The sequence below is a fragment of the Citrobacter sp. GW821-FHT07H02 genome, from assembly GCF_059418505.1.
Map to the genome: position 1 here is coordinate 36,998 of NZ_JBWKPZ010000001.1, position 22,797 is coordinate 59,794.

Sequence of the window (22,797 nt, forward strand, 5' to 3'; positions counted from 1 at the left end):
GCCAATTACAGGCTGGAGACGTTTTCGGTCAGGTATTTTGCAACGCCATCCGGAGAGGCGTTCATACCTTCTTTCCCTTTTTCCCACTGAGCCGGGCAAACATCACCGTGCTCTTCGTGGAACTGCAGCGCGTCAACCATACGCAGCATTTCGTCGATGTTACGACCCAGCGGCAGGTCGTTAACAACCTGGTGGCGAACAACGCCGTTCGCGTCGATCAGGAAAGAACCACGCAGCGCCACGCCCGCTTCCGGGTGCTCGATGCCGTAGGCTTTCTGGATTTCGCGTTTGATGTCAGCAACCATTGCGTATTTCACTGCACCGATGCCGCCTTTGTCGACAGGGGTGTTACGCCATGCGTTGTGGACAAATTCAGAGTCAAAAGAAACGCCAACCACTTCAACGCCGCGCTTCTGGAATTCTTCATAACGTTTGTCGAACGCGATCAGTTCTGACGGGCAAACGAAGGTGAAATCCATCGGCCAGAAGAACAGAACGGTCGTTTTACCGTTGGTGTGCTGTTTGAAGTTGAAGTTTTCAACAATCTCACCGCTACCCAGTACCGCAGCTGCTGTGAAATCCGGAGCCTGACGAGTAACCAGTACCATATAATTCTCCTGCAAAGTTAAGGTTTTTTTGGAACGCAACGCGGGCCAGTATAGAGAGTGTTCGGCAATAAGACAAAGAGGCGCTGACAATCGTTCAGTGAGCTTTTACCTATCAATCTGGCTTCTATACACAAAATCATTCAAGTTGAATCAAGGTGGCAAGTCTGAGAACCCCCAGGAGCTTACACCAGTAAGTGACTGGGGTGAGCAGACGCAGCCAACGCAGAGGCAGTTTGAAGGATGACGTGTAAATTAAAGTTGTTTATTTTTCGCCAGCACCATCATGCGCGGATAAAACTGCCAGAAACGCGCTTCCAGGGCATCGTAGTGGGTATCCAGGTCGTACCAGGAGTCGCGAAGGGCATCAAGACGAGGGCGACGACTGGCCATGCCGTTCAGGACATCCTGTATGAAATCCATATCACTGTAGCGCTCCAGCCACTTTTCTGACCACAGGTAGTTATTCAGATTCACAAAGCGTGGCGGCGATTCCGGCAGAATAATCTCAACCTGAGCATGGGCGTAACGCACAAAGGCCTGTAATGGGAAGTCCGGGGAGAGTTGCGCCCAGTGACGCGACAGGAAGTGATCCCACATCACATCGAGCGTAATGGGCGCGACGCGACGGGTTTCGGGGCGAAACCACTCTTTTGCCTCTTTCACTTCCGTCAGATTATCGGTGAGCACGTCGATGCGACGATGCATAAAAATACCGTCCACCACATCGGGCGCATAGTTCGCTTGCGGATTCCCCCGCACAAAATCGGCCAGCAGATTGCCGGAAAGTGAGCTTTCGGCGAGGTACGCCAGGTGTAAGTGAGCAAGAAAATTCATGGTTTAATGTTTATCCAGAGGGGTAAAGGTTGCAGGGAGAACGCCCCGGCACTAGACTACCCGCCTCTTATTTTAGTCAGAGTCAGTGTCATGCGCGTTGCCGATTTTTCCTTTGAATTACCCGAGTCCCTGATTGCCCACTATCCGATGCCTGAGCGCAGTAGTTGCCGCTTACTGTCATTAGACGGGCCGACGGGCGCGCTGACGCACGGTACTTTCACCGATTTACTCGATAAGCTCAACCCTGGCGATCTGCTGGTCTTTAACAACACTCGCGTGATCCCGGCGCGTCTGTTCGGCCGTAAGGCCAGCGGCGGCAAGATTGAAGTGCTGGTTGAGCGTATGCTGGATGACAAACGTATTCTGGCGCATATTCGCGCGTCTAAAGCGCCGAAGCCAGGCGCTGAATTGCTGCTGGGCGATGATGAGAGCATCAAGGCCACCATGACCGCGCGTCATGACGCGCTGTTTGAAGTCGAATTTAACGACGAACGTCCGGTTCTGGATATCCTCAATGCCATCGGCCATATGCCGTTGCCGCCGTACATCGACCGTCCGGATGAAGACGCCGACCGTGAGCTGTATCAGACGGTTTACGGTGAAAAACCTGGCGCCGTTGCGGCGCCAACCGCAGGTCTGCATTTTGACGATCCTTTGCTCGCCAAACTGCGTGACAAAGGCATCGAGATGGCGTTCGTCACGCTGCATGTCGGCGCCGGGACGTTCCAGCCTGTGCGTGTGGACACCATTGAAGACCACATCATGCACTCCGAATACGCCGAAGTGCCGCAAGACGTTGTGGATGCGGTGCTGGCCGCGAAAGCGCGCGGCAACCGGGTGATTGCGGTAGGTACGACTTCCGTGCGTTCGCTGGAAAGCGCGGCGCAGGCCGCAAAAAACGGCCTGATCGAACCGTTCTTCGGCGATACGCAGATTTTTATTTACCCAGGTTATCAATATAAAGTGATTGATGCGCTGGTGACTAACTTCCATCTGCCTGAATCGACACTGATTATGCTGGTGTCGGCGTTTGCCGGTTATCAGCACACCATGAATGCATACAAGTCCGCAGTAGAACAAAAATATCGTTTTTTTAGTTACGGTGATGCCATGTTTATCACGTACAATCCGCAGGCTTTGAATGAGCGTGTCGGGGACTGACTCCACGACACCGTATGAAAACGTCGGACTGTTTTTCTGACGCTGGAGAAAAAATGAAATTTGAACTTGATACCACCGACGGACGCGCTCGCCGTGGCCGCCTGGTGTTTGATCGTGGCGTAGTGGAAACGCCTGCTTTTATGCCTGTTGGCACTTACGGCACCGTCAAAGGGATGACGCCGGAAGAAGTTGAAGCCACTGGCGCGCAGATTATTCTCGGCAACACCTTCCACCTGTGGCTGCGCCCGGGTCAGGAGATCATGAAACTGCATGGCGACCTGCACGATTTCATGCAGTGGAAAGGCCCGATTCTCACCGATTCCGGCGGTTTCCAGGTGTTCAGTCTGGGGGATATTCGCAAGATAACCGAACAAGGCGTTCACTTCCGCAATCCGATCAACGGCGATCCGATTTTCCTTGATCCTGAAAAGTCCATGGAGATTCAATACGATCTCGGTTCCGATATCGTGATGATTTTCGACGAATGTACTCCCTATCCGGCGGACTGGGACTATGCTAAACGCTCCATGGAGATGTCTTTGCGTTGGGCGAAGCGCAGCCGTGACCGTTTTGACGGCCTTGGAAATAAAAATGCGCTTTTTGGCATCATTCAGGGTAGCGTTTACGAAGATTTACGTGATATCTCCGTCAAAGGTCTGGTAGATATCGGCTTTGATGGCTACGCTGTCGGCGGTCTGGCTGTGGGTGAGCCAAAGGAAGATATGCACCGTATTCTGGAGCATGTTTGCCCGCAAATCCCTACGGATAAACCGCGTTACCTGATGGGCGTCGGCAAACCAGAAGATCTGGTTGAAGGCGTGCGTCGTGGTATCGATATGTTTGACTGCGTGATGCCAACGCGAAACGCCCGTAACGGTCACTTGTTCGTGACTGACGGCGTGGTGAAAATTCGTAATGCGAAGCATAAAAGCGACACCAGCCCACTCGATGCCGAGTGTGATTGCTATACCTGTCGCCATTATTCGCGCGCTTACTTGCATCATCTTGACCGTTGCAACGAAATATTGGGCGCGCGACTCAATACCATTCATAACCTTCGTTACTACCAGCGTTTGATGGCGGGTTTACGTAAGGCTATTGAAGAGGGTAAATTAGAGAGCTTCGTGACCGATTTTTACCAACGCCAGGGTCGACCTGTTCCACCTTTGAACGTTGATTAATTTTAATAATGAGGGAATTTGAATGAGCTTTTTTATTTCTGATGCGGTAGCGGCAACAGGTGCTCCGGCGCAGAGCAGCCCGATGTCTCTGATTCTGATGCTGGTGGTGTTTGGTCTGATTTTCTACTTCATGATCCTTCGCCCACAGCAGAAGCGTACCAAAGAACACAAAAATCTGATGAGCTCCATTGCGAAAGGCGATGAAGTACTGACTAATGGTGGCCTGGTGGGTCGTGTGACCAAAGTAGCTGAGTCTGGCTACATTGTTATCGCGCTGAACGACACCACTGAAGTGGTTATCAAACGTGACTTCGTAGCTGCCGTTCTGCCGAAAGGCACCATGAAGGCGCTGTAATTTATTGTTTTCCCAAAGGGAACTGCCGTGTTAAACCGTTATCCTTTGTGGAAGTACATTATGCTGGTCGTCGTGATTGTCGTCGGCCTGCTTTACGCACTTCCCAACCTGTATGGTGAGGATCCGGCTGTTCAAATCACTGGCGCGCGCGGTGTCGCCGCCAGTGAGCAAACGCTGATCCAGGTCCAGAAAACGTTACAAGAAGAAAAAATTACTGCTAAGTCTGTGGCACTGGAAGAGGGCGCTATTCTTGCGCGCTTCGACTCCACCGACATCCAACTGCGCGCACGTGAAGCGCTGGTGGGCGTGCTGGGTGATAAATATGTCGTGGCGCTAAACCTTGCTCCAGCGACCCCGCGTTGGCTGGCCGCTATTCACGCAGAACCGATGAAACTCGGTCTTGACCTGCGTGGCGGCGTTCACTTCCTGATGGAAGTGGATATGGACACCGCACTGGGTAAGCTGCAGGAGCAAAATATCGATAGCCTGCGCAGCGAACTGCGCGATAAAGGCATTCCTTATACGACTGTACGCAAAGAAGACAAATACGGTCTGAGCATCACGTTCCGTGATGACAAGGCCCGCGATGAGGCGATCGCTTATCTGACGCCCCGCCATCGCGATCTGGTGATCACAAGCCAGGGTAGCAATGTACTGCGTGCGGTAATGACCGATGCTCGCCTGAGCGAAGCCCGCGAATATGCGGTGCAGCAGAACATCAATATCCTGCGTAACCGTGTTAACCAACTGGGTGTTGCTGAGCCTGTCGTACAACGTCAGGGTGCAGACCGCATCGTCGTTGAGCTGCCGGGTATTCAGGATACTGCGCGTGCGAAAGAAATTCTGGGCGCCACCGCGACCCTGGAGTTCCGTCTGGTCAACTCTAATGTGGATCAATCTGCTGCCGCTTCTGGGCGTGTACCGGGCGATTCCGAAGTGAAACAGACCCGCGAAGGTCAGCCCATTGTGCTGTACAAACGTGTGATCCTGACCGGTGACCATATCACTGACTCCACTTCCAGCCAGGACGAATACAACCAGCCGCAGGTTAACATCTCGCTGGACAGCGCGGGTGGCAACATCATGTCTAACTTCACCAAGGACAATATCGGTAAACCGATGGCGACCCTGTTTGTGGAGTACAAAGACAGCGGTAAGAAAGATGCTAACGGTCGTTCAGTACTGGTGAAGCAGGAAGAGGTGATCAACATCGCCAACATCCAGTCTCGCCTGGGCAACAGCTTCCGTATTACCGGCATCGACAACCCGAACGAAGCGCGTCAGCTCTCTCTGTTGCTGCGTGCCGGTGCGCTGATTGCGCCGATTCAGATTGTTGAAGAACGTACCATCGGCCCAACGCTGGGTATGCAGAACATCGAACAGGGTCTGGAAGCGTGTCTGGCAGGTCTGGCGGTTTCTATTCTGTTCATGATCTTCTTCTACAAGAAATTTGGTCTGATCGCGACCAGCGCGCTGATTGCTAACCTGGTACTGATCGTCGGCGTCATGTCGCTGCTGCCAGGGGCCACGCTGAGTATGCCGGGTATTGCAGGTATCGTGCTAACCCTTGCGGTGGCGGTCGACGCCAACGTACTGATCAACGAACGTATCAAAGAAGAGTTGAGCAACGGGCGTTCAGTGCAACAGGCGATCAACGAAGGTTATGCGGGTGCATTCAGTTCCATCTTTGATGCGAACATCACTACGTTGATTAAAGTCCTGATCCTGTATGCAGTCGGCACTGGCGCAATCAAAGGCTTCGCTATCACCACCGGTATTGGTGTAGCAACGTCGATGTTTACCGCAATTGTCGGTACGCGTGCCATCGTAAACCTGTTGTATGGCGGCAAACGCATCAACAAGCTGTCAATCTGAGGAGTGCGTTGTGGCACAGGAATATACTGTTGAACAATTGAACCATGGCCGTAAAGTCTGGGACTTTATGCGCTGGGACTACTGGGCTTTCGGCATCTCTGGTATTTTGCTGATCGCGGCCATTGTGATTATGGGCGTGCGCGGCTTTAACTGGGGGCTGGATTTCACCGGTGGTACGGTTATTGAGATCACGCTGGAAAAACCAGTGGATATGGATCAGATGCGAGCGTCGCTTGAAAAAGCGGGCTTCGTCGAACCACAGGTGCAGAACTTTGGTAGCAGCCACGACATCATGGTGCGCATGCCTCCGGTGAAAACCGAGAGCGGCAGCCAGGTGTTGGGCAGCAAAGTGCTGGAGGTCATTAACCAGTCCACCGATCAGAGCGCGGCAATCAAGCGCATTGAGTTTGTTGGGCCGAGCGTCGGGGCAGACCTGGCGCAGAGCGGGGCGATGGCGCTGCTGGCGGCTCTGATCTCCATCCTGGTCTACGTTGGTTTCCGCTTCGAGTGGCGTCTGGCGGCGGGGGTGGTTATCGCTCTTGCGCACGACGTGGTGATCACTATGGGCATTCTCTCTCTCTTCCATATTGAGATTGATTTGACCATCGTGGCGTCGCTGATGTCGGTTATCGGCTACTCGCTGAACGACAGCATCGTGGTCTCGGACCGTATTCGTGAAAACTTCCGTAAGATCCGTCGCGGTACGCCGTACGAAATCTTTAACGTGTCGTTGACCCAAACGCTGCACCGTACGTTGATCACCTCCGGGACAACCTTGATGGTTATCCTGATGCTGTTCCTGTTCGGTGGTCCGGTACTGGAAGGCTTCTCACTGACCATGCTGATTGGTGTGTCCATCGGTACGGCTTCATCCATCTATGTTGCATCAGCGCTGGCGCTGAAGCTGGGGATGAAACGCGAGCACATGCTGCAGCAGAAAGTCGAGAAAGAAGGGGCGGATCAGCCGTCAATTCTGCCTTAAGCAGACATTCATGTCTGTCATAGAAATCCCGGTCAAATGACCGGGATTTTTTGCTTATCTGTTTGAGTTTGCGGAAGTAAAACCCATTGCTCTCGGGGGCGATGTTACTGCATGCGCGTGATGGCGTTTTTATGCCATCAGGAGGAAAGGGCTATTTTCTGTCAGTTGAACTGTGCGTCTCTGTTCTTTTGATATTGACCCATCTGGACATAGCCAATATGGTCAGCCATTAACTGCGCTTCGTGCTCACTGTGCGTCACCAGGAGTGCAGTTTGCCCCGCGTCCCGCAAAATATCCCGAACCTCTGTGCCGAGGCGCTCGCGTGTTTTTTTATCCAGGCTGGAAAAGGGTTCATCCAGCAGCAGGATGTCCGGATGCGGCGCCAGCGCACGGGCTAATGCGATACGTTGCTGTTGTCCGCCGGAAAGCTCATGAGGATAGCGACCGGCATGGCTGTGCAATTCCACCATTCTTAGCAGTTCCGTCACTCTGTCCTGTTGCGCCTCACGCGGCATCCGGCGTAAACCAAACGCCACGTTTTGTTGTGCCGTCAGATGGGGGAATAACGCATATTCCTGAAATACCATGCCGACATGACGTTTCTCTGGTGGCAGATGTATGCCCGGTCCGGCGACACGTCGTTGTGAAACATAAATCTCTCCGCTTCGCAGCCGTTCAAACCCGGCAACAGCGCGTAGCACGGTGGTTTTTCCGCAGCCGGAGGCTCCCAGCAAACAGGCAAGTTCACCTTTACGCAAGGACATTGAAAACCCGTTCAGCACCGATTGCTGGCTGTTGCCGTAGGCAACATGCACATCCTCCAGGCGTAATGCAATTTCTGACATTGTCGTTCCTTTAGTGGCGGCGAGTCAGTTGATGACGCACCAGCAAAATAACCGGCAGTGTGCCTGCAAGAACAATCATTAAGGCGGCAATAGCCCCTTCCTCATAGGTTCCGCGAGCGGCTTCTGCATAAAGCAACGTTGCCAGCGTCTCGAAGTTGACCGGACGTAAAAGCAGCGTCGTTGGCAGCTCTTTCATCGCATCGGCAAAGACTAACAATGCGCTACTCACCAACGCCGGGCGCAATAACGGGAAGTGAACCCGGGCAAACGTTCCTGCGCCATTCTCCCCTAACAAACGCGAGGCTTGCTCAAGGGAAGGGGGGATCCGACCGAGCCCGGAATCCAGTGCGCCAATGGCAATCGCCTGAAAGCGCATGGCACAGCAGATAACCAGTAATATGCCCGCAGACATCAACGGCAATCCGCGAATTTCCAGTAAATCCGCCAGCCATTTGTCGACCGCCATCGCTGGCGTCAGAAAACCAATCGCCAGAATCGTGCCCGGAACCGCGTAGCCCAGGGAGGCCAGGCGCATGACGCCGCGACGAAATCCCGGCATCGCGTTGTCAGCAGCACTATGGCGCGCACTCCACGCCACCAGCAAACTGACGCACACGACCACCAGGGTGGTTCCCGCCGCCAGCGTCAGCGTGTTTTGCAATGCCGAAAGTAACGAGGCGGAAAGCGGATTCTCTTCACCTAATCGTTTTAGGCTTTCCCAGACCAAAAACAGGACCGGAGCCAGAAACCCGAGAATCACCGGCAGCGCAATGATCGCGCCGAGAAGCCATCCGCGCCAGCCGTGTACGCGTGTGGGTTGAATTTCCCGCAGGCTGCGGCTGCTAAACCCCTGTTTCCTGCGGCCATAAAATTCCAGCGTCAGAATGCAGAAAATAAACATCAGCATCATGCAGGCGATTTGCGCAGCGGATGCCAAATCAGAGCGAGAAATCCAGGTGGTGTACACGGTGACGGTCAAGGTTTGCACGCCGAGAAATTCCGACGCGCCAATGTCGTTCAGCGTTTCCAGCAGCGCCAGACTGATACCGACCGCCAACGCCGGGCGTGCCAGCGGCAGCGCAACGCGGAAGAAGGTACCGGCAGCGCCGCAGCCCAACGTGCGGGCAGCCTCCAGCAGGTGCGCAGGCTGGCTAATAAACATTGCCCGCGTCGTCAGGTAGACGTAAGGGTACAGCACTAAACCGAGCAGAATAATGGCGCCTGGTAGTGAGCGCAAATCAGGCAGACGGAACTGTCTCGGGCTGTCAAACCCCAATAGAAAACGGATGAATGTTTGCAGCGGGCCGATGGGATGCATTAAATCGAGCCAGGCAAATGCCACAATATAGGTCGGCATTGCCAGCGGCAGCAGCAGCGCCCAACTGAGGATTTTTCGCCCGGGGAAGTCCCATGCCGTGACCGCCCATGCGCTGCCGACGCCAATGACGCCCACCATCACCGCTACCCCCGCCAGTAACAGCACGGTATTTTTCAGAACGGAGGGCAGCACAAAGGTAATGAGATTATCCCAATGGGAGAAGTCAGCCTGTGTTGCCTGCCAGATGAGCGCCACGATAGGGGTGAGTACGCCCAGCGCAATACACAGCGCGCCAAGATGCAGCGGCGTTAATAACGACTGCGGCCCGGAAACCAGGCCGCGTAACGTCGTCAGATGAAGTGACTTATTGATCGAATCCAACTTTATCAACCAGGAGGCTTGCTTGTTTACGGTATTTCACAATTTCAGTTAACGGAACTTTGTCGACGTCAATCTCACCAATGGTCGCGCTGATAACAGGATCAAGCGTGACGCCTTTCAACACCGGATATTCAAAGTTTGCTTTGGCGTAAAGCTGCTGGGCTGGCGCAGACACCAGGTATTCCATCAGTTTTATGGCTTCTGCTTTATTCGGCGCGTAGCGGGCCACTGCGGCGCCACTGATATTCACATGCGTGCCGCCTTGCTCAAAGGTCGGCTTAACGACTTTAATAGCGTCACCCCAACGGCGGGCATCACTGCCTTCTTTCGCATTTTTCATGTGGCCAACGTAATAGGAGTTCGCCAGGCCGATATCACAAATGCCGCCGAGAATATCCCGGGCGACGTCACGGTCGCCGCCGGTGGCTTTACGCGCCAGGTTCGCCTTCACGCCACGCAGCCACTCTTCGGTTTTCGCTTCACCGTGGTGGGCAATCATGGCGGCAATCAGCGCCGTGTTATAAGGATGCTGCCCGGAACGGATACACACTTTGCCTTTGTATTCCGGGCTGGAAAGCTGTTCGTAATGCCAGTTATCAATGGGCAGGGATTTATCCGCATAGAGCACACGGGCGCGCATAGACAGCGCGAACCACTGATTATCTTCACCGCGTAAATTGGCTGGAATAGCCGCCTTCAGCGCGTCTGACTGTACCGGCTGCGTCACGCCCGCTTCGACTAAATCGATGAGATTACCGGCATCGACGGTCATCAGCAGGTCAGCAGGGGAATTTTTACCTTCCGCTTTCACGCGCTCGAGCATGCCGTCTTTAATATAAACCGTGCTCACTTTGACGCCGCTGGATTGTGTCCAGCTATCGAGTAATGGCTGAATCAGGCCAGGCTCACGCGTGGTGTAGAGGGTTAACGTCTCCTCGGCCAGCGCGGGTGCGCTGAAACAGAGAGCCAGAGCGGATGCAAGAGTGATTCGGTGCAGTCTGATGCTGGGCAGAGCATTCATCGTTTTTATCCCGGAGTAATTGGAACTAATCGTGATCCGAACAGGAGCCTGTTCTTCAGGCGCGCATACAATAAATGATAATCAGTAGCAGTGACAATTATGTGGAAATGCAACTGATTCACATTTACAAAACTTTAATCAACGATGTGATGTGACAGGGGCGGCGGTGTCGCTGAGGGGAACGACGGAATGTAAAAACGGTGATCACTACTGACAGTATGCTGTCAGTAGCCCTGCTTTATGATCTCTCCTGAACTCACCCAAACAGGCAGGAGGAACCATGAAAAGCATTATTAATTGGTTTGAAATTCCGGTTGCGGATATGGAGCGCGCCATTGCGTTCTATGAGCCGGTGATGCAGATGTCGCTACGCCGTGAAAAAATGGACAGTGCCGATCTGGCCGTTTTCCCCTATGACGAACCGGCAACCGGGGGCGCACTGGCAAAATTTGATGGGATTACGCCATCGACGCAGGGCGCTATTATTTATCTGCATACGGCAGATCTGGCGGCATCACTTGAACGCGTCACTACCGCTGGCGGCGAGTGCGTCTTTGGGCCGCTCGACCTGGGGCAGAATATCGGCACTATTGCGCTGTTTACCGACAGTGAAGGCAATCGTGTTGGCCTGCACCAACCCGTGTAATCATCGCTAACACAGAGAGTGAAAATGACCCGACGCGCCGACCGCTTGTTTCAGATTGTGCAAATCCTGCGTGGCAGGCGGCTGACAACGGCGGCGCTGTTGGCCGAACGGCTCGAGGTTTCCGAGCGGACAATCTATCGCGATATCCGCGACCTTTCATTATCCGGTGTACCAGTGGAAGGCGAAGCGGGGATCGGGTATCGCTTAATTGCGGGCTTTGATCTGCCTCCGCTTATGTTAACGCACCGCGAATCAGAAGCCTTGATGGTGGCCATTCGTTTGCTGAAAACATGGGGAGGGGATTCCCTTTCGCGGGAACTGGAGTCCGCGCAGGAGAAAGTGCTGGCGATATTGCCGGAAGAGAGCCGCCGTCGGGCAGAACAGACGAGGATATTTGCGCCAGACTTTGGTACGCAGCCGCATTCCCGCAGTGCCTTTGATCTCATTCACCAGGCGGTTTCGGCGCAGCAGGTACTGGCGTTGCATTATCGCGATGAAGCCGGACATCTCAGCTGGCGGGACGTGCAGCCGCTCGGGATGTTCTTCTGGGCAGAACACTGGCTGTTGATTGCCTGGTGTGAGCGGCGTGAAGATTACCGCTGTTTTCGCGTTGACCGTTGCCTGCAGATTACCCCGCTTGACCGACGTTTCCGTGAAGACGCTAACCGCTCGTTGAGTGATTTCTTGCGTAAAGTGCAATGTGAAGAAAGGCCGTAAATAGTCCTCTCTCCGGGATTGATAAAAAGTCAGCTTCGCGGGAAACTGCACATGACCTTATAGTTAACCCTGGTACTTCATCATCATGGCGATAATCCCTAAAAATTATGCGCGGCTGGAAAGCGGCTATCGTGAAAAAGCGCTGAAACTCTTCCCCTGGGTCTGTGGGCGTTGCTCACGCGAGTTTGTCTACTCGAACCTGCGTGAATTGACGGTGCATCATATGGATCACGATCACACCAATAATCCGGAAGATGGCAGTAACTGGGAACTGCTTTGCCTCTACTGCCACGATCACGAGCATTCAAAATACACTGAGGCCGATCTGTATGGTTCCACGGTCATTGCCGGGGAAGATGCGCAGAAGGATGTCGGGGAAGCAAAATACAATCCGTTCGCTGATCTAAAAGCGATGATGGATAAGAAGAAATAAAAAAAGCACCGACGCTATTTTCGTTCGGTGCTTTTATGCCCGGTGGCGCTTTGCTTACCGGGCCTACATGATTAGAAGTTATAACCTACGACCAGGTATCCACCCCAACCGGTAGAGCGTACGTTAAAGTCGCCTTTACCGAAGTTCAGCTCTGCGTCATCGCTCCACTGACCACCGTTATGCCAGTAACGGGCTACGACTGAGTAGTGCCAGTGATCGTAGTTCAGCGCCAGAATGTGGCTGGAGGCGATAGAGTTGTTGGTACGCGCTTTGTTGCCGTTAAGATCGGAGAAATCGTCGTCGCCCAGATCTGAACCCCAGTCGAAGTTAGTGAAGCCGATATAGCTCAGGTTGCCGCCCCACAGATCGGTAATAGGCACGAAATATTTCACTTTGAAGCGGTAGCCATCCCACTCGTTTTCGTTCGCTGCGCCGTAGTTCTGCCACTGGTATTTCGCATAGACGTTCATGGACAGGCTCATTGGCAGACCAGTGTCGATGTCGGTACCCAGACCCATGTACCAGGTGCTCTGGCGGCCATCTTTGTTACGACCCATGTCGTAGATGTAGTTGTTCGCGAAGTACCACTCTTTAAACGGACCAAAGCTCAGGTCGGTATTGGTCAGTTTGTCGATAGAAAAACGCGGTTCGATTTCCATAAACAGCGGGGAACCGTGGTTCCAGATACCTTTCGCATCGGTGTTACCACCGAAGAATACCGGGGCATCCGCGTAGCCGTAGAAGTCAAACCAGTCTTTTTTCGCGAAAGCTTCATATTCCAGATAGGTATCGTTACGGATCTGCGGTCCGAAACGCGTATGGTAGCTACCGACCACGTTTACGCTCTGGTGCCACCAGTCAGAAAGATATTCCGGTTTGTCGTTTTCAGCTGCATTAACGGTGAAAGACGACGAGAGCGCCAGCACTGCACCGGCTGCGAGTAATGTTTTTTTCATATGTATGCCACTGTTTAAAAATCCCTTGCGGGAGTGAAAAAGGCGCAAATTGCGTTTCTAAATATTTCGTGTTTCTGCGGAACCTATTATAAAAACCCTTGCTCACAAAAATCTGTCTTGTTTCACAGTTCTATCATTCACGTAATCGATTGCGTTCACGTTTGCGTACTTTAAGCGATGAGAATGTACTGACTCTAATGAATGTAGTCAATTTTCACTAAAAGTGAGGGGGATGTAAGGGGAATAACAAAACTGAGCGGAGATATGTTGCGGAACGAACAAAACGTTCCGCGTGGGCGTTTATTGCGTCACAGGCTGGATGTCGTGGATGCGAATGAACCCTGGCTGGTCCGGAGTCAATCCCTTTAACTGTAACGGAATATCAATGTCGCTGGGTGCCAGAAGACTGGCAGGGGCGTTAATCAATTGATTATGCACATTCACCTCCTGATAATTTTCCGTCGTTCCCTGGAGTTGTCCGTATTCCACCGTACCGCTGAATGCCGGTAATGGATCGTTGGACTCACCCTGAATACGCAGCGTCAGACGCGTACCGTCGGCATTAGGGGCAATATTGATAAGCGACATGCGCAGTGTCCCAATCTGGCTGTTCAGACGGGCTGGCGTTTTGGAGCCCGGTAACAGGTAAACGCCGCTGGACGATTTCGCATTCAACGTGTTTTGCTGCGTTATTTTTATGGTTTCCTGGTTCAACTGGGTCATTTCTGCACTCAACGTACTGACGCTGTGATGCATCTGGCGTACTTCGCTCTGTTGCACACAGGCGCTGAGACTAAAGAGGCTTCCCACCAGGAGAATTCTTAGGTAACGTCTTGTCATGTAGATTATTTCCTTCATTGTCGGGATAACCTAATGGTAGGTCTCTACGTGAGCAAAGGCATAGATCCTTTGTCTCAAAAGCGCTCTGCCTTTGTTGTCACGTCAGTTCAGGGTAAAATAGATTTCGTTAACCACTGAGGTACAGGACGCCGTATGCATTGCCCATTCTGTTTCGCCGTAGACACTAAGGTTATTGACTCTCGTCTGGTCGGCGAGGGCTCTTCAGTACGCCGCCGTCGGCAGTGTCTGGTCTGTAATGAACGTTTCACGACGTTTGAAGTCGCGGAGCTTGTGATGCCGCGCGTGATAAAAAGTAACGATGTGCGTGAACCTTTCAACGAAGAGAAGCTGCGTAGCGGTATGCTCAGAGCGTTGGAAAAACGCCCGGTCAGCGCCGACGATGTAGAAATGGCGTTAAATCACATTAAATCGCAACTGCGCGCCACCGGGGAGCGTGAAGTTCCCAGTAAGATGATCGGCAATCTGGTGATGGAGCAACTGAAAAAACTCGATAAAGTTGCCTATATCCGTTTTGCCTCCGTGTACCGCAGTTTTGAAGATATCAAAGAATTCGGCGAAGAGATCGCTCGCCTACAGGACTAAGCCATGCTGGATGAGTTTTACATGGCGCGAGCGCTGAAACTTGCTGCGCGCGGGCGGTTCACCACGCACCCCAACCCGAACGTCGGTTGCGTGATTGTCAAAGAGGGCGAGATAGTCGGTGAAGGCTATCATCATCGCGCCGGTGAACCTCATGCTGAAGTCCATGCGCTGCGCATGGCGGGTGATAAAGCCAAAGGTGCCACCGCGTATGTCACGCTGGAACCGTGCAGCCATCATGGCCGTACGCCGCCGTGCTGTGATGCGTTAGTGGCGGCAGGTGTCACCCGCGTCGTCGCAGCTATGCAGGACCCCAACCCGCAGGTGGCCGGGCGCGGACTGTATCGTCTGCAACAGGCAGGCATTGACGTAAGCCACGGGCTGATGATGAGCGACGTGGAAGCGTTGAATAAAGGCTTTCTCAAGCGGATGCGTACGGGATTTCCGTATATTCAGCTGAAGCTTGGCGCCTCGCTCGATGGCCGCACGGCGATGGCCAGCGGCGAAAGCCAGTGGATCACCTCGCCACAGGCGCGGCGTGACGTGCAGCGTCTGCGCGCGCAAAGCCATGCCATTCTGACCAGCAGTGCGACGGTACTGGCTGACGATCCGGCATTAACGGTGCGCTGGGATGAACTGGACGCGGATACGCAGGCGCTTTATCCGCAGGAAAATCTGCGCCAGCCGGTGCGCATTGTTATCGACAGTCAAAACCGTGTCACACCCGAACATCGCATTGTGCAGCAGCCGGGTGAAACCTGGTTTGCCCGTACGCACAGCGACGATCGCCACTGGCCGGAAGGCGTGAAGTCAATCATTACCCCGGAGCACAACGGCCATCTTGACCTTGTCCTGCTGATGATGCAGCTTGGCAAACAGCAGATTAACAGTCTCTGGGTTGAAGCGGGACCGACGCTGGCGGGGGCATTGTTACAAGCCGGATTAGTGGATGAGCTTATCGTCTATGTTGCGCCTAAACTGTTAGGAAGCGACGCCCGGGGATTATGTGTACTGCCGGGGCTTGAGAAATTAAGTCAGGCCCCCCATTTTAAATTCAATGAGATACGCCATGTAGGTCCGGATATTTGCCTGCATTTAGTGGGCGCATGATCTCCCGGTTCGAAAGGGAAGCAGCGCACAAAATATTATGATAAAATCCGCCCCCCTGCGGGGCCACAAATGAACCCGAAGGAAGAGTATGAACATTATTGAAGCTAACGTTGCTACCCCGGACGCTCGCGTCGCCATCACCATTGCGCGTTTCAACAACTTTATCAATGACAGCCTGCTCGAAGGTGCGATTGACGCCCTGAAGCGTATTGGCCAGGTAAAAGATGAAAACATTACTGTCGTTTGGGTTCCGGGCGCGTATGAGCTGCCGCTGGCGGCTGGCGCACTGGCAAAAACCGGTAAATATGACGCGGTGATTGCGCTGGGTACGGTTATCCGTGGCGGTACTGCACACTTCGAATATGTCGCTGGCGGGGCAAGCAATGGCCTGGCGCATGTCGCTCAGGAAAGCGGAATCCCGGTAGCCTTTGGTGTTCTCACCACTGAAAGTATTGAACAAGCTATTGAACGTGCTGGCACTAAAGCCGGTAATAAGGGCGCTGAAGCTGCACTGACCGCGCTTGAAATGATTAATGTATTGAAAGCCATTAAGGCCTGATTTTTGTAAGGGGAAATCCGTGAAACCTGCTGCTCGTCGCCGCGCCCGTGAGTGTGCCGTCCAGGCGCTCTACTCCTGGCAGTTGTCCCAGAACGACATCGCTGATGTTGAATACCAGTTCCTGGCGGAACAAGACGTCAAAGACGTTGACGTCCTGTACTTCCGTGAACTGCTGTCGGGAGTGGCGACTAATAGCGCGTATCTCGACGGTCTGATGAAGCCGTACCTGTCCCGTCTGCTGGAAGAGCTGGGTCAGGTAGAAAAAGCGGTGCTGCGTATTGCGCTGTTTGAACTGTCCAAACGTCAGGATGTGCCATACAAAGTGGCCATTAACGAAGCTATCGAACTGGCGAAAACCTTCGGTGCCGAAGATAGCCACAAGTTCGTCAACGGCGTACTGGATAAAGCAGCACCTGTGATTCGCCCCAACAAAAAGTAATCTGCAGGCCGTCAGAAGAGCGGGATGTTTCCGCTTGCCTGGCGGCCTTTTCTTTTTTCCTGCTGAGGCATAACGTATGGCATGCGGCGAGTTCTCCCTGATTGCCCGTTATTTTGATCGTGTAAGAAGCTCTCGCCTCGATGTCGAGACCGGCATTGGTGACGATTGCGCTCTCCTGAATATCCCTGAAAAACAGACCCTGGCGATCAGCACCGATACGCTGGTGGCGGGTAACCACTTCCTTCCTGATATTGATCCTGCCGATCTGGCCTATAAGGCGCTGGCGGTAAACCTAAGCGATCTGGCTGCGATGGGGGCCGACCCCGCCTGGTTGACGCTGGCATTGACGCTCCCCGAAGTGAATGAAGCCTGGCTTGCCGCGTTCAGTGACAGTCTGTTTGAACAACTCAATTATTACGGTATGCAGTTGATCGGCGGCGACACCACACGTGGACCGTTGTCGATGACGCTGGGTATCCATGGCTATGTCCCCGTCGGGCGTGCCTTAAAACGCTCTGGTGCGAAGCCGGGCGACTGGATCTACGTTACCGGAACGCCAGGCGACAGCGCCGCAGGGCTGGCGATTTTACAGAATCGAATACAGGTCGCAGAGGCGAAAGATGCAGAGTATCTGTTGAAGCGCCATTTACGCCCCACGCCGCGTATTTTGATTGGCCAGGCGCTGCGCGATCTGGCGAGCGCGGCTATTGATCTCTCCGATGGACTGATCTCGGATTTAGGGCATATCGTCACGGCCAGTGGTTGTGGCGCTCGCATTGAAGTGGACGCGTTACCGTACTCCGATGCGCTCTCCCGCCATGTGGCGCCAGATCAGGCTCTGCGTTGGGCGCTCTCCGGCGGTGAAGACTATGAGTTATGCTTTACCGTCCCGGAAATTAACCGCGGCGCGCTGGATGTGGCTATTGGTCAGCTTGGCGTTCCGTTTACCTGCATTGGGCAAATGAGCGCAGATGTGGAAGGCATGAATTTTGTGCGTGACGGGAATCCTGTCACCTTTGACTGGAAAGGATATGACCATTTTGCCACGCCATAAAGATGTCGCGAAAAGTCGGTTAACGCTATGTAATCCGTGGCATTTATTGGCGACAGGATTTGGCAGCGGGCTTAGCCCTGTCGTGCCAGGTACCATGGGGTCGCTGGCGGCGATCCCGTTTTGGTATCTGATGACATTTTTACCCTGGCAACTCTATTCTCTGGTGGTGATGCTGGGGATCTGCATCGGTGTATATCTTTGCCATCAGACGGCGAAAGATATGGGCGTGCACGATCACGGTAGCATTGTGTGGGACGAGTTTATCGGGATGTGGATAACCCTGATGGCATTACCCACCACGGCCTGGCAGTGGGTGGCCGCCGGGTTTGTGATTTTCCGTATTCTTGATATGTGGAAGCCCTGGCCGATCCGCTGGTTTGACCGCAACGTTCATGGCGGAATGGGGATTATGGTCGATGATATCGTCGCGGGCGTGATTTCCGCCGGGATACTGTATTTCATCGGACATCACTGGCCGATTGGGTTGATTTAAACGCGCATATTGCCGGATGGCCCGGCCTACGGATTTGCACGACGCCAGTGTAGGCCCGGTAAGCGTAGCGCCACCGGGCATTATCACATTACTTAAACTCCACCACCGGATGCGGTTTGTACGGTGTTTCCAGTTCGGCAATCTGTTCTGGTTGCAGCGTTAAGTCCACGGCATTTAGCAGTTCATCGAGCTGTTCTTCGCGCGATGTGCCAATAATCGGCGCAGCGACGCCGCGTTTACTCAGCAGCCAGGCCAGTGCGACCTGGGCACGCGTCGCGCCAAGCTCTTCACTGACGCCTGCCAGTCGTGCGGCAATCTGCGCATCGTTTTCGTCACTTTCGCTATACAGATTTTTCCCCACTTCATCGGAGACCAGACGGGCGGTGGTTTCACCCCAGGGCCGCGTCAGGCGTCCGCGCGCCAACGGACTCCAGGGGATCACCGCCACGCCTTCCTGGTAACACAGCGGCAGCATTTCGCGCTCTTCTTCACGATAGATAAGGTTGTAGTGATCCTGCATGCTGACGAACTGCGCCCAGCCGTGCTGTTTTTGCAGCGCCAGTGCCTGAGCAAATTGCGCCGCGTACATGGAAGAGGCGCCGATGTAGCGTGCCTTGCCGGACTTTACCACGTCGTTCAGGGCTTCCAGCGTCTCTTCAATGGGCGTGTTGTAGTCCCAGCGGTGAATTTGCAGAATATCGACATAGTCCATGCCAAGGCGGGTGAGGCTGTCATCAATTGAACGCAGGATTTGCGCCCGGGATAATCCTTCCGGCAGGTCGCCGACGGGATAAAAGACTTTGGTCGCGACCACAAAGTCTTCGCGACGGGCAAAATCCCGCAGGGCGCGCCCGACAATTTCTTCGCTGCTCCCGTCGGAATAACTGTTGGCGGTATCGAAGAAATTAATGCCGCCAGCCAGTGCGCGTTGAATGATGGGGCGACTGCTTTCTTCCGGCAGCGTCCAGGCGTGATTGCCGCGATCCGGTTCACCGAACGTCATGCAGCCCAGGCAGAGGCGAGAGACCCGGAGGTCCGTTTTTCCTAACGTATTGTATTGCATGATACCACTCCTGCTTTGCTGTTCATCGTTCAAGCATAGCAGGAGTGAGGAGGGGAGTTACGCCAGCCAGGCCTTGATTCTGGCTTCAATACCTTCAGCGTTGAGTCCCAGTTCTGCGCGGGCTTCGTCCTGGGTCCCTTGTGGGATGAAATGGTCTGGTAAACCGAGGTTAAGCACCGGCACGGGTTTACGATGCGCCATCAGCACTTCGTTGACACCGCTGCCTGCGCCGCCCATGATGGCGTTCTCTTCAAGGGTGACCATCGCCTCGTGGCGAGCCGCCATTTCCAGAATCAACGTTTCATCTAACGGTTTTACAAAACGCATATCGACTAAGGTCGCATTGAGTGACTGTGCCACTTTGGCCGCTTCAGGCATCAGCGTACCGAAATTCAGAATCGCCAGTTTTTCACCGTGGCGTCTGACGATCCCTTTGCCTATCGGCAATTTTTCCAGCGGCGTCAGTTCAACGCCTACCGCATTACCGCGTGGGTAGCGTACGGCGGCTGGACCCTCGCTGTAGTGATAGCCGGTGAAGAGCATCTGGCGACATTCGTTTTCGTCGCTTGGCGTCATGATGACCATTTCCGGAATGCAGCGCAGGAAGGAGAGATCGAACGCCCCCTGATGTGTTTGTCCGTCAGCACCCACAATCCCCGCCCGGTCGATAGCAAACAGGACCGGCAGTTTTTGAATCGCGACATCGTGCAGCACCTGATCGTAGGCGCGTTGCAGGAAGGTAGAGTAAATCGCCACCACCGGCTTATAACCGCCAATCGCCAGACCGGCTGCAAAGGTCACCGCGTGTTGTTCAGCAATCGCCACGTCGAAATAGCGATCAGGGAATTTACGCGAGAACTCCACCATCCCGGAACCTTCACGCATCGCCGGCGTGATGGCCATCAGTTTGTTGTCTTTGGCCGCCGTTTCACATAACCAGTCACCGAAGATTTTCGAGTAACTCGGCAGGCCGCCGCTGCTTTTGGGCAGACAACCGCTGGAGGGATCAAATTTAGGAACGGCGTGGAAGGTAATCGGGTCTTTTTCTGCGGGTTCGTAACCACGACCTTTCTTGGTCATGATGTGCAGGAACTGCGGTCCTTTCAGGTCGCGCATGTTCTTCAGCGTGGTGATGAGTCCGACGACGTCGTGACCATCGACCGGCCCGATGTAGTTAAAGCCCAGCTCCTCAAACAGCGTGCCGGGGACGACCATGCCTTTGATATGTTCTTCGGTGCGCTTGAGCAACTCTTTAATCGGCGGTACGCCGGAGAAGACTTTCTTCCCGCCTTCACGCAGAGAAGAGTACAACTTGCCGGAAAGCAGCTGCGCCAGATGATTGTTCAGCGCGCCGACATTCTCGGAGATCGACATTTCGTTGTCGTTCAAAATGACCAGCATGTCCGGCTTGATATCGCCCGCATGGTTCATTGCTTCAAACGCCATCCCTGCGGTGATGGCACCGTCGCCAATCACACAGACGGTACGGCGGTCTTTACCTTCTTTTTCAGCGGCAACGGCAATACCAATTCCGGCGCTGATGGAGGTAGAAGAGTGGCCGACGCTCAATACGTCGTACTCGCTCTCTTCACGCCACGGGAAGGGGTGTAAACCGCCTTTCTGGCGAATGGTGCCGATTTTATCGCGGCGGCCGGTGAGAATTTTGTGCGGATAAGCCTGATGCCCCACGTCCCAGATCAACTGGTCAAACGGGGTATGGTAGACATAGTGCAATGCCACGGTCAGTTCCACCGTGCCCAGCCCGGAGGCGAAGTGTCCACTCGAACGGCTTACGCTGTCGAGTAAATAGCGGCGCAGCTCGTCGCAGAGTTTCGACAGGCTCTCTTTCGGGAGCAGACGTAACTCCTGGGTGGAATCGACCAGTGCCAGGGTAGGGTATTTGGCTATATCAAAACTCATCAGAGACTCATCGTTTGTTTACCCAAATTGCCGTGTGTCCACGGCAATTCATTGCTCAGGGTAGTCAATTATTTATCACGCTGGATTATGTAGTCCGCTAGCGCTTCCAGTGCCGAAGTATCGAGTGATAATGCGGCCAGCTGACGTAAAGACTGGCGCGCGTCATCAATCAGATCCTGGGCTTTATTCCGGGCTTGCTCAAGGCCCAAAAGTGCAGGATAGGTACTTTTGCCAAGTTGCTGATCAGCCCCCTGACGTTTACCCAACGTTGCAGTATCGCCCACCACATCCAGAATGTCATCCTGAACCTGGAAGGCTAAGCCGATACTTTCTGCGTATTTATCGAGTATCGGCAGGGCATTTCGTCCGTTTTCTCCGGCACTTAGAGCGCCGAGACGAACCGCGGCGCGAATGAGAGCGCCAGTTTTATGGCGATGGATTCGTTCCAGCGCTTCCAGCGGGACCTGTTTTCCTTCGGCATCAAGATCCAATGCCTGGCCGCCGCACATGCCCGCGATACCGCTCGCGTTCGCCAGTTCTGAGATCATGGCGATACGGTCGCGATCGGCGACTTCCGGCATCGGCGCGTCGCTGATAATGGAGAACGCCAGGGTTTGCAGGGCATCTCCCGCGAGGATCGCGTTGGCTTCACCAAATTTTACATGACAGGTCGGCAGACCGCGACGCAGATCATCGTCGTCCATCGCCGGTAAATCATCATGGATCAATGAATATGCATGTATGCACTCAACGGCGGCTGCCGGGGCATCAAGCGTAGTGATGCTGACGCCAAACATCTGACCGGTGGCGTAAACCAGGAACGGGCGCAGGCGCTTACCACCTAATAGTGCGCCATACTGCATGGTTTCAACCACGGGAGTGTTCTGAAAGGGCAGTGGTGCGATAAAACGACTCAACGCCTGGTTTGCTTGCTCAACGCAAGCCTGTAACTGCTGCGTAAAATCCATTTACTTACTCATTGTCCGGTGTAAAAGGCGTGGGTGAGGCGTCTTCATTATCAGTCAGCAGGATCTGCACACGCTGTTCAGCTTGTTGCAGCTTGGCCTGCCCCTGACGTGCCAGTTGCACGCCACGTTCGAATTCGTTCAGCGCCTCTTCCAGCGGCAGGTCGCCACTTTCCAGACGGGTAACAATCTGTTCCAGCTCGCTCAGCGCTGTTTCAAAGCTGGCGGGCGCCTCGTTTTTCTTCGGCATAATGAATGTCTGACTCTCAATATTTTCAGCCCCACCATGGTAACGGACTCAGGGCAATTATCAAATAACGTGCAATGTGCACAGGAGGCGCGCGATGGTGGTATACTTGCGCCCCTGGATGCAGCCGCAGGTGTGGGCTGCTGTATTTTTCCCATAACAAGTCCTTTAGACTTGCCAACGAACCATTGCCG

At 53.9% G+C, this 22,797-nt stretch carries 25 protein-coding genes; 14 read left to right on the forward strand and 11 right to left on the reverse strand.

Annotation, left to right across the window (positions count from 1 at the left end):
- Positions 1–5: 5 nt before the first annotated feature.
- Both AC07NP_RS00170 and acpH read right to left on the reverse strand, forming a co-directional pair.
- Positions 6–608: a peroxiredoxin gene (locus AC07NP_RS00170; RefSeq protein ID WP_003021524.1), complete on the reverse strand. Its 603-nt coding sequence runs from the start codon at positions 606–608 to the stop codon at positions 6–8.
- 252 nt (positions 609–860) lie between these two features.
- Positions 861–1,442, reverse strand: a complete 582-nt coding sequence (gene acpH / locus AC07NP_RS00175; protein ID WP_494659213.1) for an ACP phosphodiesterase — start codon at positions 1,440–1,442, stop codon at positions 861–863.
- A gap of 90 nt (positions 1,443–1,532) precedes the next feature.
- Here acpH and queA point away from each other — a divergent pair, with 90 nt between their 5' ends.
- From queA to secF, 5 genes are read left to right on the forward strand one after another with little or no spacing between them, the layout of a single operon-like run.
- On the forward strand, positions 1,533–2,603 hold the full coding sequence (gene queA / locus AC07NP_RS00180; RefSeq protein ID WP_494659214.1) for a tRNA preQ1(34) S-adenosylmethionine ribosyltransferase-isomerase QueA: 1,071 nt from the start codon (positions 1,533–1,535) through the stop codon (positions 2,601–2,603).
- A 53-nt stretch (positions 2,604–2,656) separates the two neighbouring features.
- On the forward strand, positions 2,657–3,784 hold the full coding sequence (tgt, locus tag AC07NP_RS00185) for a tRNA guanosine(34) transglycosylase Tgt (protein ID WP_192611348.1): 1,128 nt from the start codon (positions 2,657–2,659) through the stop codon (positions 3,782–3,784).
- A 22-nt stretch (positions 3,785–3,806) separates the two neighbouring features.
- Entirely contained in the window at positions 3,807–4,139 is a 333-nt protein-coding gene (gene yajC, locus AC07NP_RS00190; RefSeq protein ID WP_203358689.1) for a preprotein translocase subunit YajC, read from the forward strand.
- Positions 4,140–4,166: 27 nt separating this feature from the next.
- Entirely contained in the window at positions 4,167–6,014 is a 1,848-nt protein-coding gene (gene secD, locus AC07NP_RS00195; protein WP_494659215.1) for a protein translocase subunit SecD, read from the forward strand.
- A gap of 10 nt (positions 6,015–6,024) precedes the next feature.
- Entirely contained in the window at positions 6,025–6,996 is a 972-nt protein-coding gene (gene secF / locus AC07NP_RS00200) for a protein translocase subunit SecF (RefSeq protein ID WP_494659216.1), read from the forward strand.
- A gap of 161 nt (positions 6,997–7,157) precedes the next feature.
- Here the strand turns inward: secF and AC07NP_RS00205 are convergent, their stop codons facing one another.
- Genes AC07NP_RS00205 through AC07NP_RS00215 form a run of 3 tightly spaced genes read right to left on the reverse strand, consistent with a single transcriptional unit; the run spans position 7,158 to position 10,561 of the window.
- Positions 7,158–7,841, reverse strand: coding sequence for an ABC transporter ATP-binding protein (locus AC07NP_RS00205; RefSeq protein ID WP_494659217.1), 684 nt, complete (start codon positions 7,839–7,841; stop codon positions 7,158–7,160).
- Between the two features lie 10 nt (positions 7,842–7,851).
- Positions 7,852–9,540: an ABC transporter permease gene (locus AC07NP_RS00210; RefSeq protein ID WP_203358686.1), complete on the reverse strand. Its 1,689-nt coding sequence runs from the start codon at positions 9,538–9,540 to the stop codon at positions 7,852–7,854.
- On the reverse strand, positions 9,524–10,561 hold the full coding sequence (locus AC07NP_RS00215) for an extracellular solute-binding protein (RefSeq protein WP_192611353.1): 1,038 nt from the start codon (positions 10,559–10,561) through the stop codon (positions 9,524–9,526). The genes AC07NP_RS00210 and AC07NP_RS00215 overlap by 17 nt, the downstream gene beginning before the upstream one ends.
- A 280-nt stretch (positions 10,562–10,841) precedes the next feature.
- On the opposite strand from AC07NP_RS00215, the gene AC07NP_RS00220 reads away from it, so the two are divergent.
- From AC07NP_RS00220 to yajD, 3 genes are all read left to right on the forward strand, one after another.
- Positions 10,842–11,207 carry a VOC family protein gene (locus AC07NP_RS00220; RefSeq protein WP_494659218.1) on the forward strand — a complete coding sequence of 122 codons (366 nt, stop codon included), beginning with the start codon at positions 10,842–10,844 and terminating at the stop codon, positions 11,205–11,207.
- Between the two features lie 24 nt (positions 11,208–11,231).
- Complete coding sequence (locus AC07NP_RS00225) at positions 11,232–11,924, forward strand: helix-turn-helix transcriptional regulator (RefSeq protein ID WP_494659219.1); 693 nt, start codon at positions 11,232–11,234, stop codon at positions 11,922–11,924.
- A gap of 85 nt (positions 11,925–12,009) precedes the next feature.
- Positions 12,010–12,357: an HNH nuclease YajD gene (yajD, locus tag AC07NP_RS00230; RefSeq protein WP_192611356.1), complete on the forward strand. Its 348-nt coding sequence runs from the start codon at positions 12,010–12,012 to the stop codon at positions 12,355–12,357.
- A 71-nt stretch (positions 12,358–12,428) separates the two neighbouring features.
- Here yajD and tsx read toward each other — a convergent pair whose 3' ends face one another.
- Together tsx and AC07NP_RS00240 are read right to left on the reverse strand one after the other, a co-directional pair.
- Positions 12,429–13,313 (reverse strand): nucleoside-specific channel-forming protein Tsx, encoded by an 885-nt coding sequence (tsx, locus tag AC07NP_RS00235; protein WP_301696652.1) that lies wholly within the window; start codon positions 13,311–13,313, stop codon positions 12,429–12,431.
- A 300-nt stretch (positions 13,314–13,613) separates the two neighbouring features.
- Positions 13,614–14,153 (reverse strand): SadB/YajI family lipoprotein, encoded by a 540-nt coding sequence (locus tag AC07NP_RS00240; RefSeq protein ID WP_192611358.1) that lies wholly within the window; start codon positions 14,151–14,153, stop codon positions 13,614–13,616.
- 153 nt (positions 14,154–14,306) lie between these two features.
- Between AC07NP_RS00240 and nrdR the strand changes: the two genes are divergently transcribed.
- The 6 genes from nrdR to pgpA all read left to right on the forward strand — a co-directional run bounded on the left by nrdR (position 14,307) and on the right by pgpA (position 18,408).
- On the forward strand, positions 14,307–14,756 hold the full coding sequence (gene nrdR / locus AC07NP_RS00245) for a transcriptional regulator NrdR (RefSeq protein WP_162378968.1): 450 nt from the start codon (positions 14,307–14,309) through the stop codon (positions 14,754–14,756).
- Positions 14,757–14,759: 3 nt separating this feature from the next.
- Positions 14,760–15,863 (forward strand): bifunctional diaminohydroxyphosphoribosylaminopyrimidine deaminase/5-amino-6-(5-phosphoribosylamino)uracil reductase RibD, encoded by a 1,104-nt coding sequence (ribD, locus tag AC07NP_RS00250; protein ID WP_494659220.1) that lies wholly within the window; start codon positions 14,760–14,762, stop codon positions 15,861–15,863.
- An 88-nt stretch (positions 15,864–15,951) separates the two neighbouring features.
- Positions 15,952–16,422 carry a 6,7-dimethyl-8-ribityllumazine synthase gene (ribH, locus tag AC07NP_RS00255; protein ID WP_203358681.1) on the forward strand — a complete coding sequence of 157 codons (471 nt, stop codon included), beginning with the start codon at positions 15,952–15,954 and terminating at the stop codon, positions 16,420–16,422.
- 19 nt (positions 16,423–16,441) lie between these two features.
- Complete coding sequence (gene nusB, locus AC07NP_RS00260) at positions 16,442–16,861, forward strand: transcription antitermination factor NusB (RefSeq protein ID WP_192611360.1); 420 nt, start codon at positions 16,442–16,444, stop codon at positions 16,859–16,861.
- A gap of 76 nt (positions 16,862–16,937) precedes the next feature.
- Positions 16,938–17,915, forward strand: coding sequence for a thiamine-phosphate kinase (thiL, locus tag AC07NP_RS00265; protein WP_494659221.1), 978 nt, complete (start codon positions 16,938–16,940; stop codon positions 17,913–17,915).
- On the forward strand, positions 17,893–18,408 hold the full coding sequence (gene pgpA, locus AC07NP_RS00270) for a phosphatidylglycerophosphatase A (RefSeq protein ID WP_192611362.1): 516 nt from the start codon (positions 17,893–17,895) through the stop codon (positions 18,406–18,408). The genes thiL and pgpA overlap by 23 nt, the downstream gene beginning before the upstream one ends.
- Before the next feature lie 88 nt (positions 18,409–18,496).
- Here pgpA and yajO read toward each other — a convergent pair whose 3' ends face one another.
- From yajO to xseB, 4 genes are all read right to left on the reverse strand, one after another.
- On the reverse strand, positions 18,497–19,471 hold the full coding sequence (gene yajO / locus AC07NP_RS00275) for a 1-deoxyxylulose-5-phosphate synthase YajO (protein ID WP_494659222.1): 975 nt from the start codon (positions 19,469–19,471) through the stop codon (positions 18,497–18,499).
- Positions 19,472–19,528: 57 nt separating this feature from the next.
- On the reverse strand, positions 19,529–21,391 hold the full coding sequence (gene dxs, locus AC07NP_RS00280; RefSeq protein ID WP_494659223.1) for a 1-deoxy-D-xylulose-5-phosphate synthase: 1,863 nt from the start codon (positions 21,389–21,391) through the stop codon (positions 19,529–19,531).
- Between the two features lie 68 nt (positions 21,392–21,459).
- Entirely contained in the window at positions 21,460–22,359 is a 900-nt protein-coding gene (gene ispA, locus AC07NP_RS00285; RefSeq protein ID WP_162378961.1) for a (2E,6E)-farnesyl diphosphate synthase, read from the reverse strand.
- 4 nt (positions 22,360–22,363) lie between these two features.
- The gene (gene xseB, locus AC07NP_RS00290) at positions 22,364–22,606 is read right to left on the reverse strand and encodes an exodeoxyribonuclease VII small subunit (protein WP_192611365.1); all 243 of its coding nucleotides are present in this window, start codon (positions 22,604–22,606) and stop codon (positions 22,364–22,366) included.
- Positions 22,607–22,797: the final 191 nt, after the last annotated feature.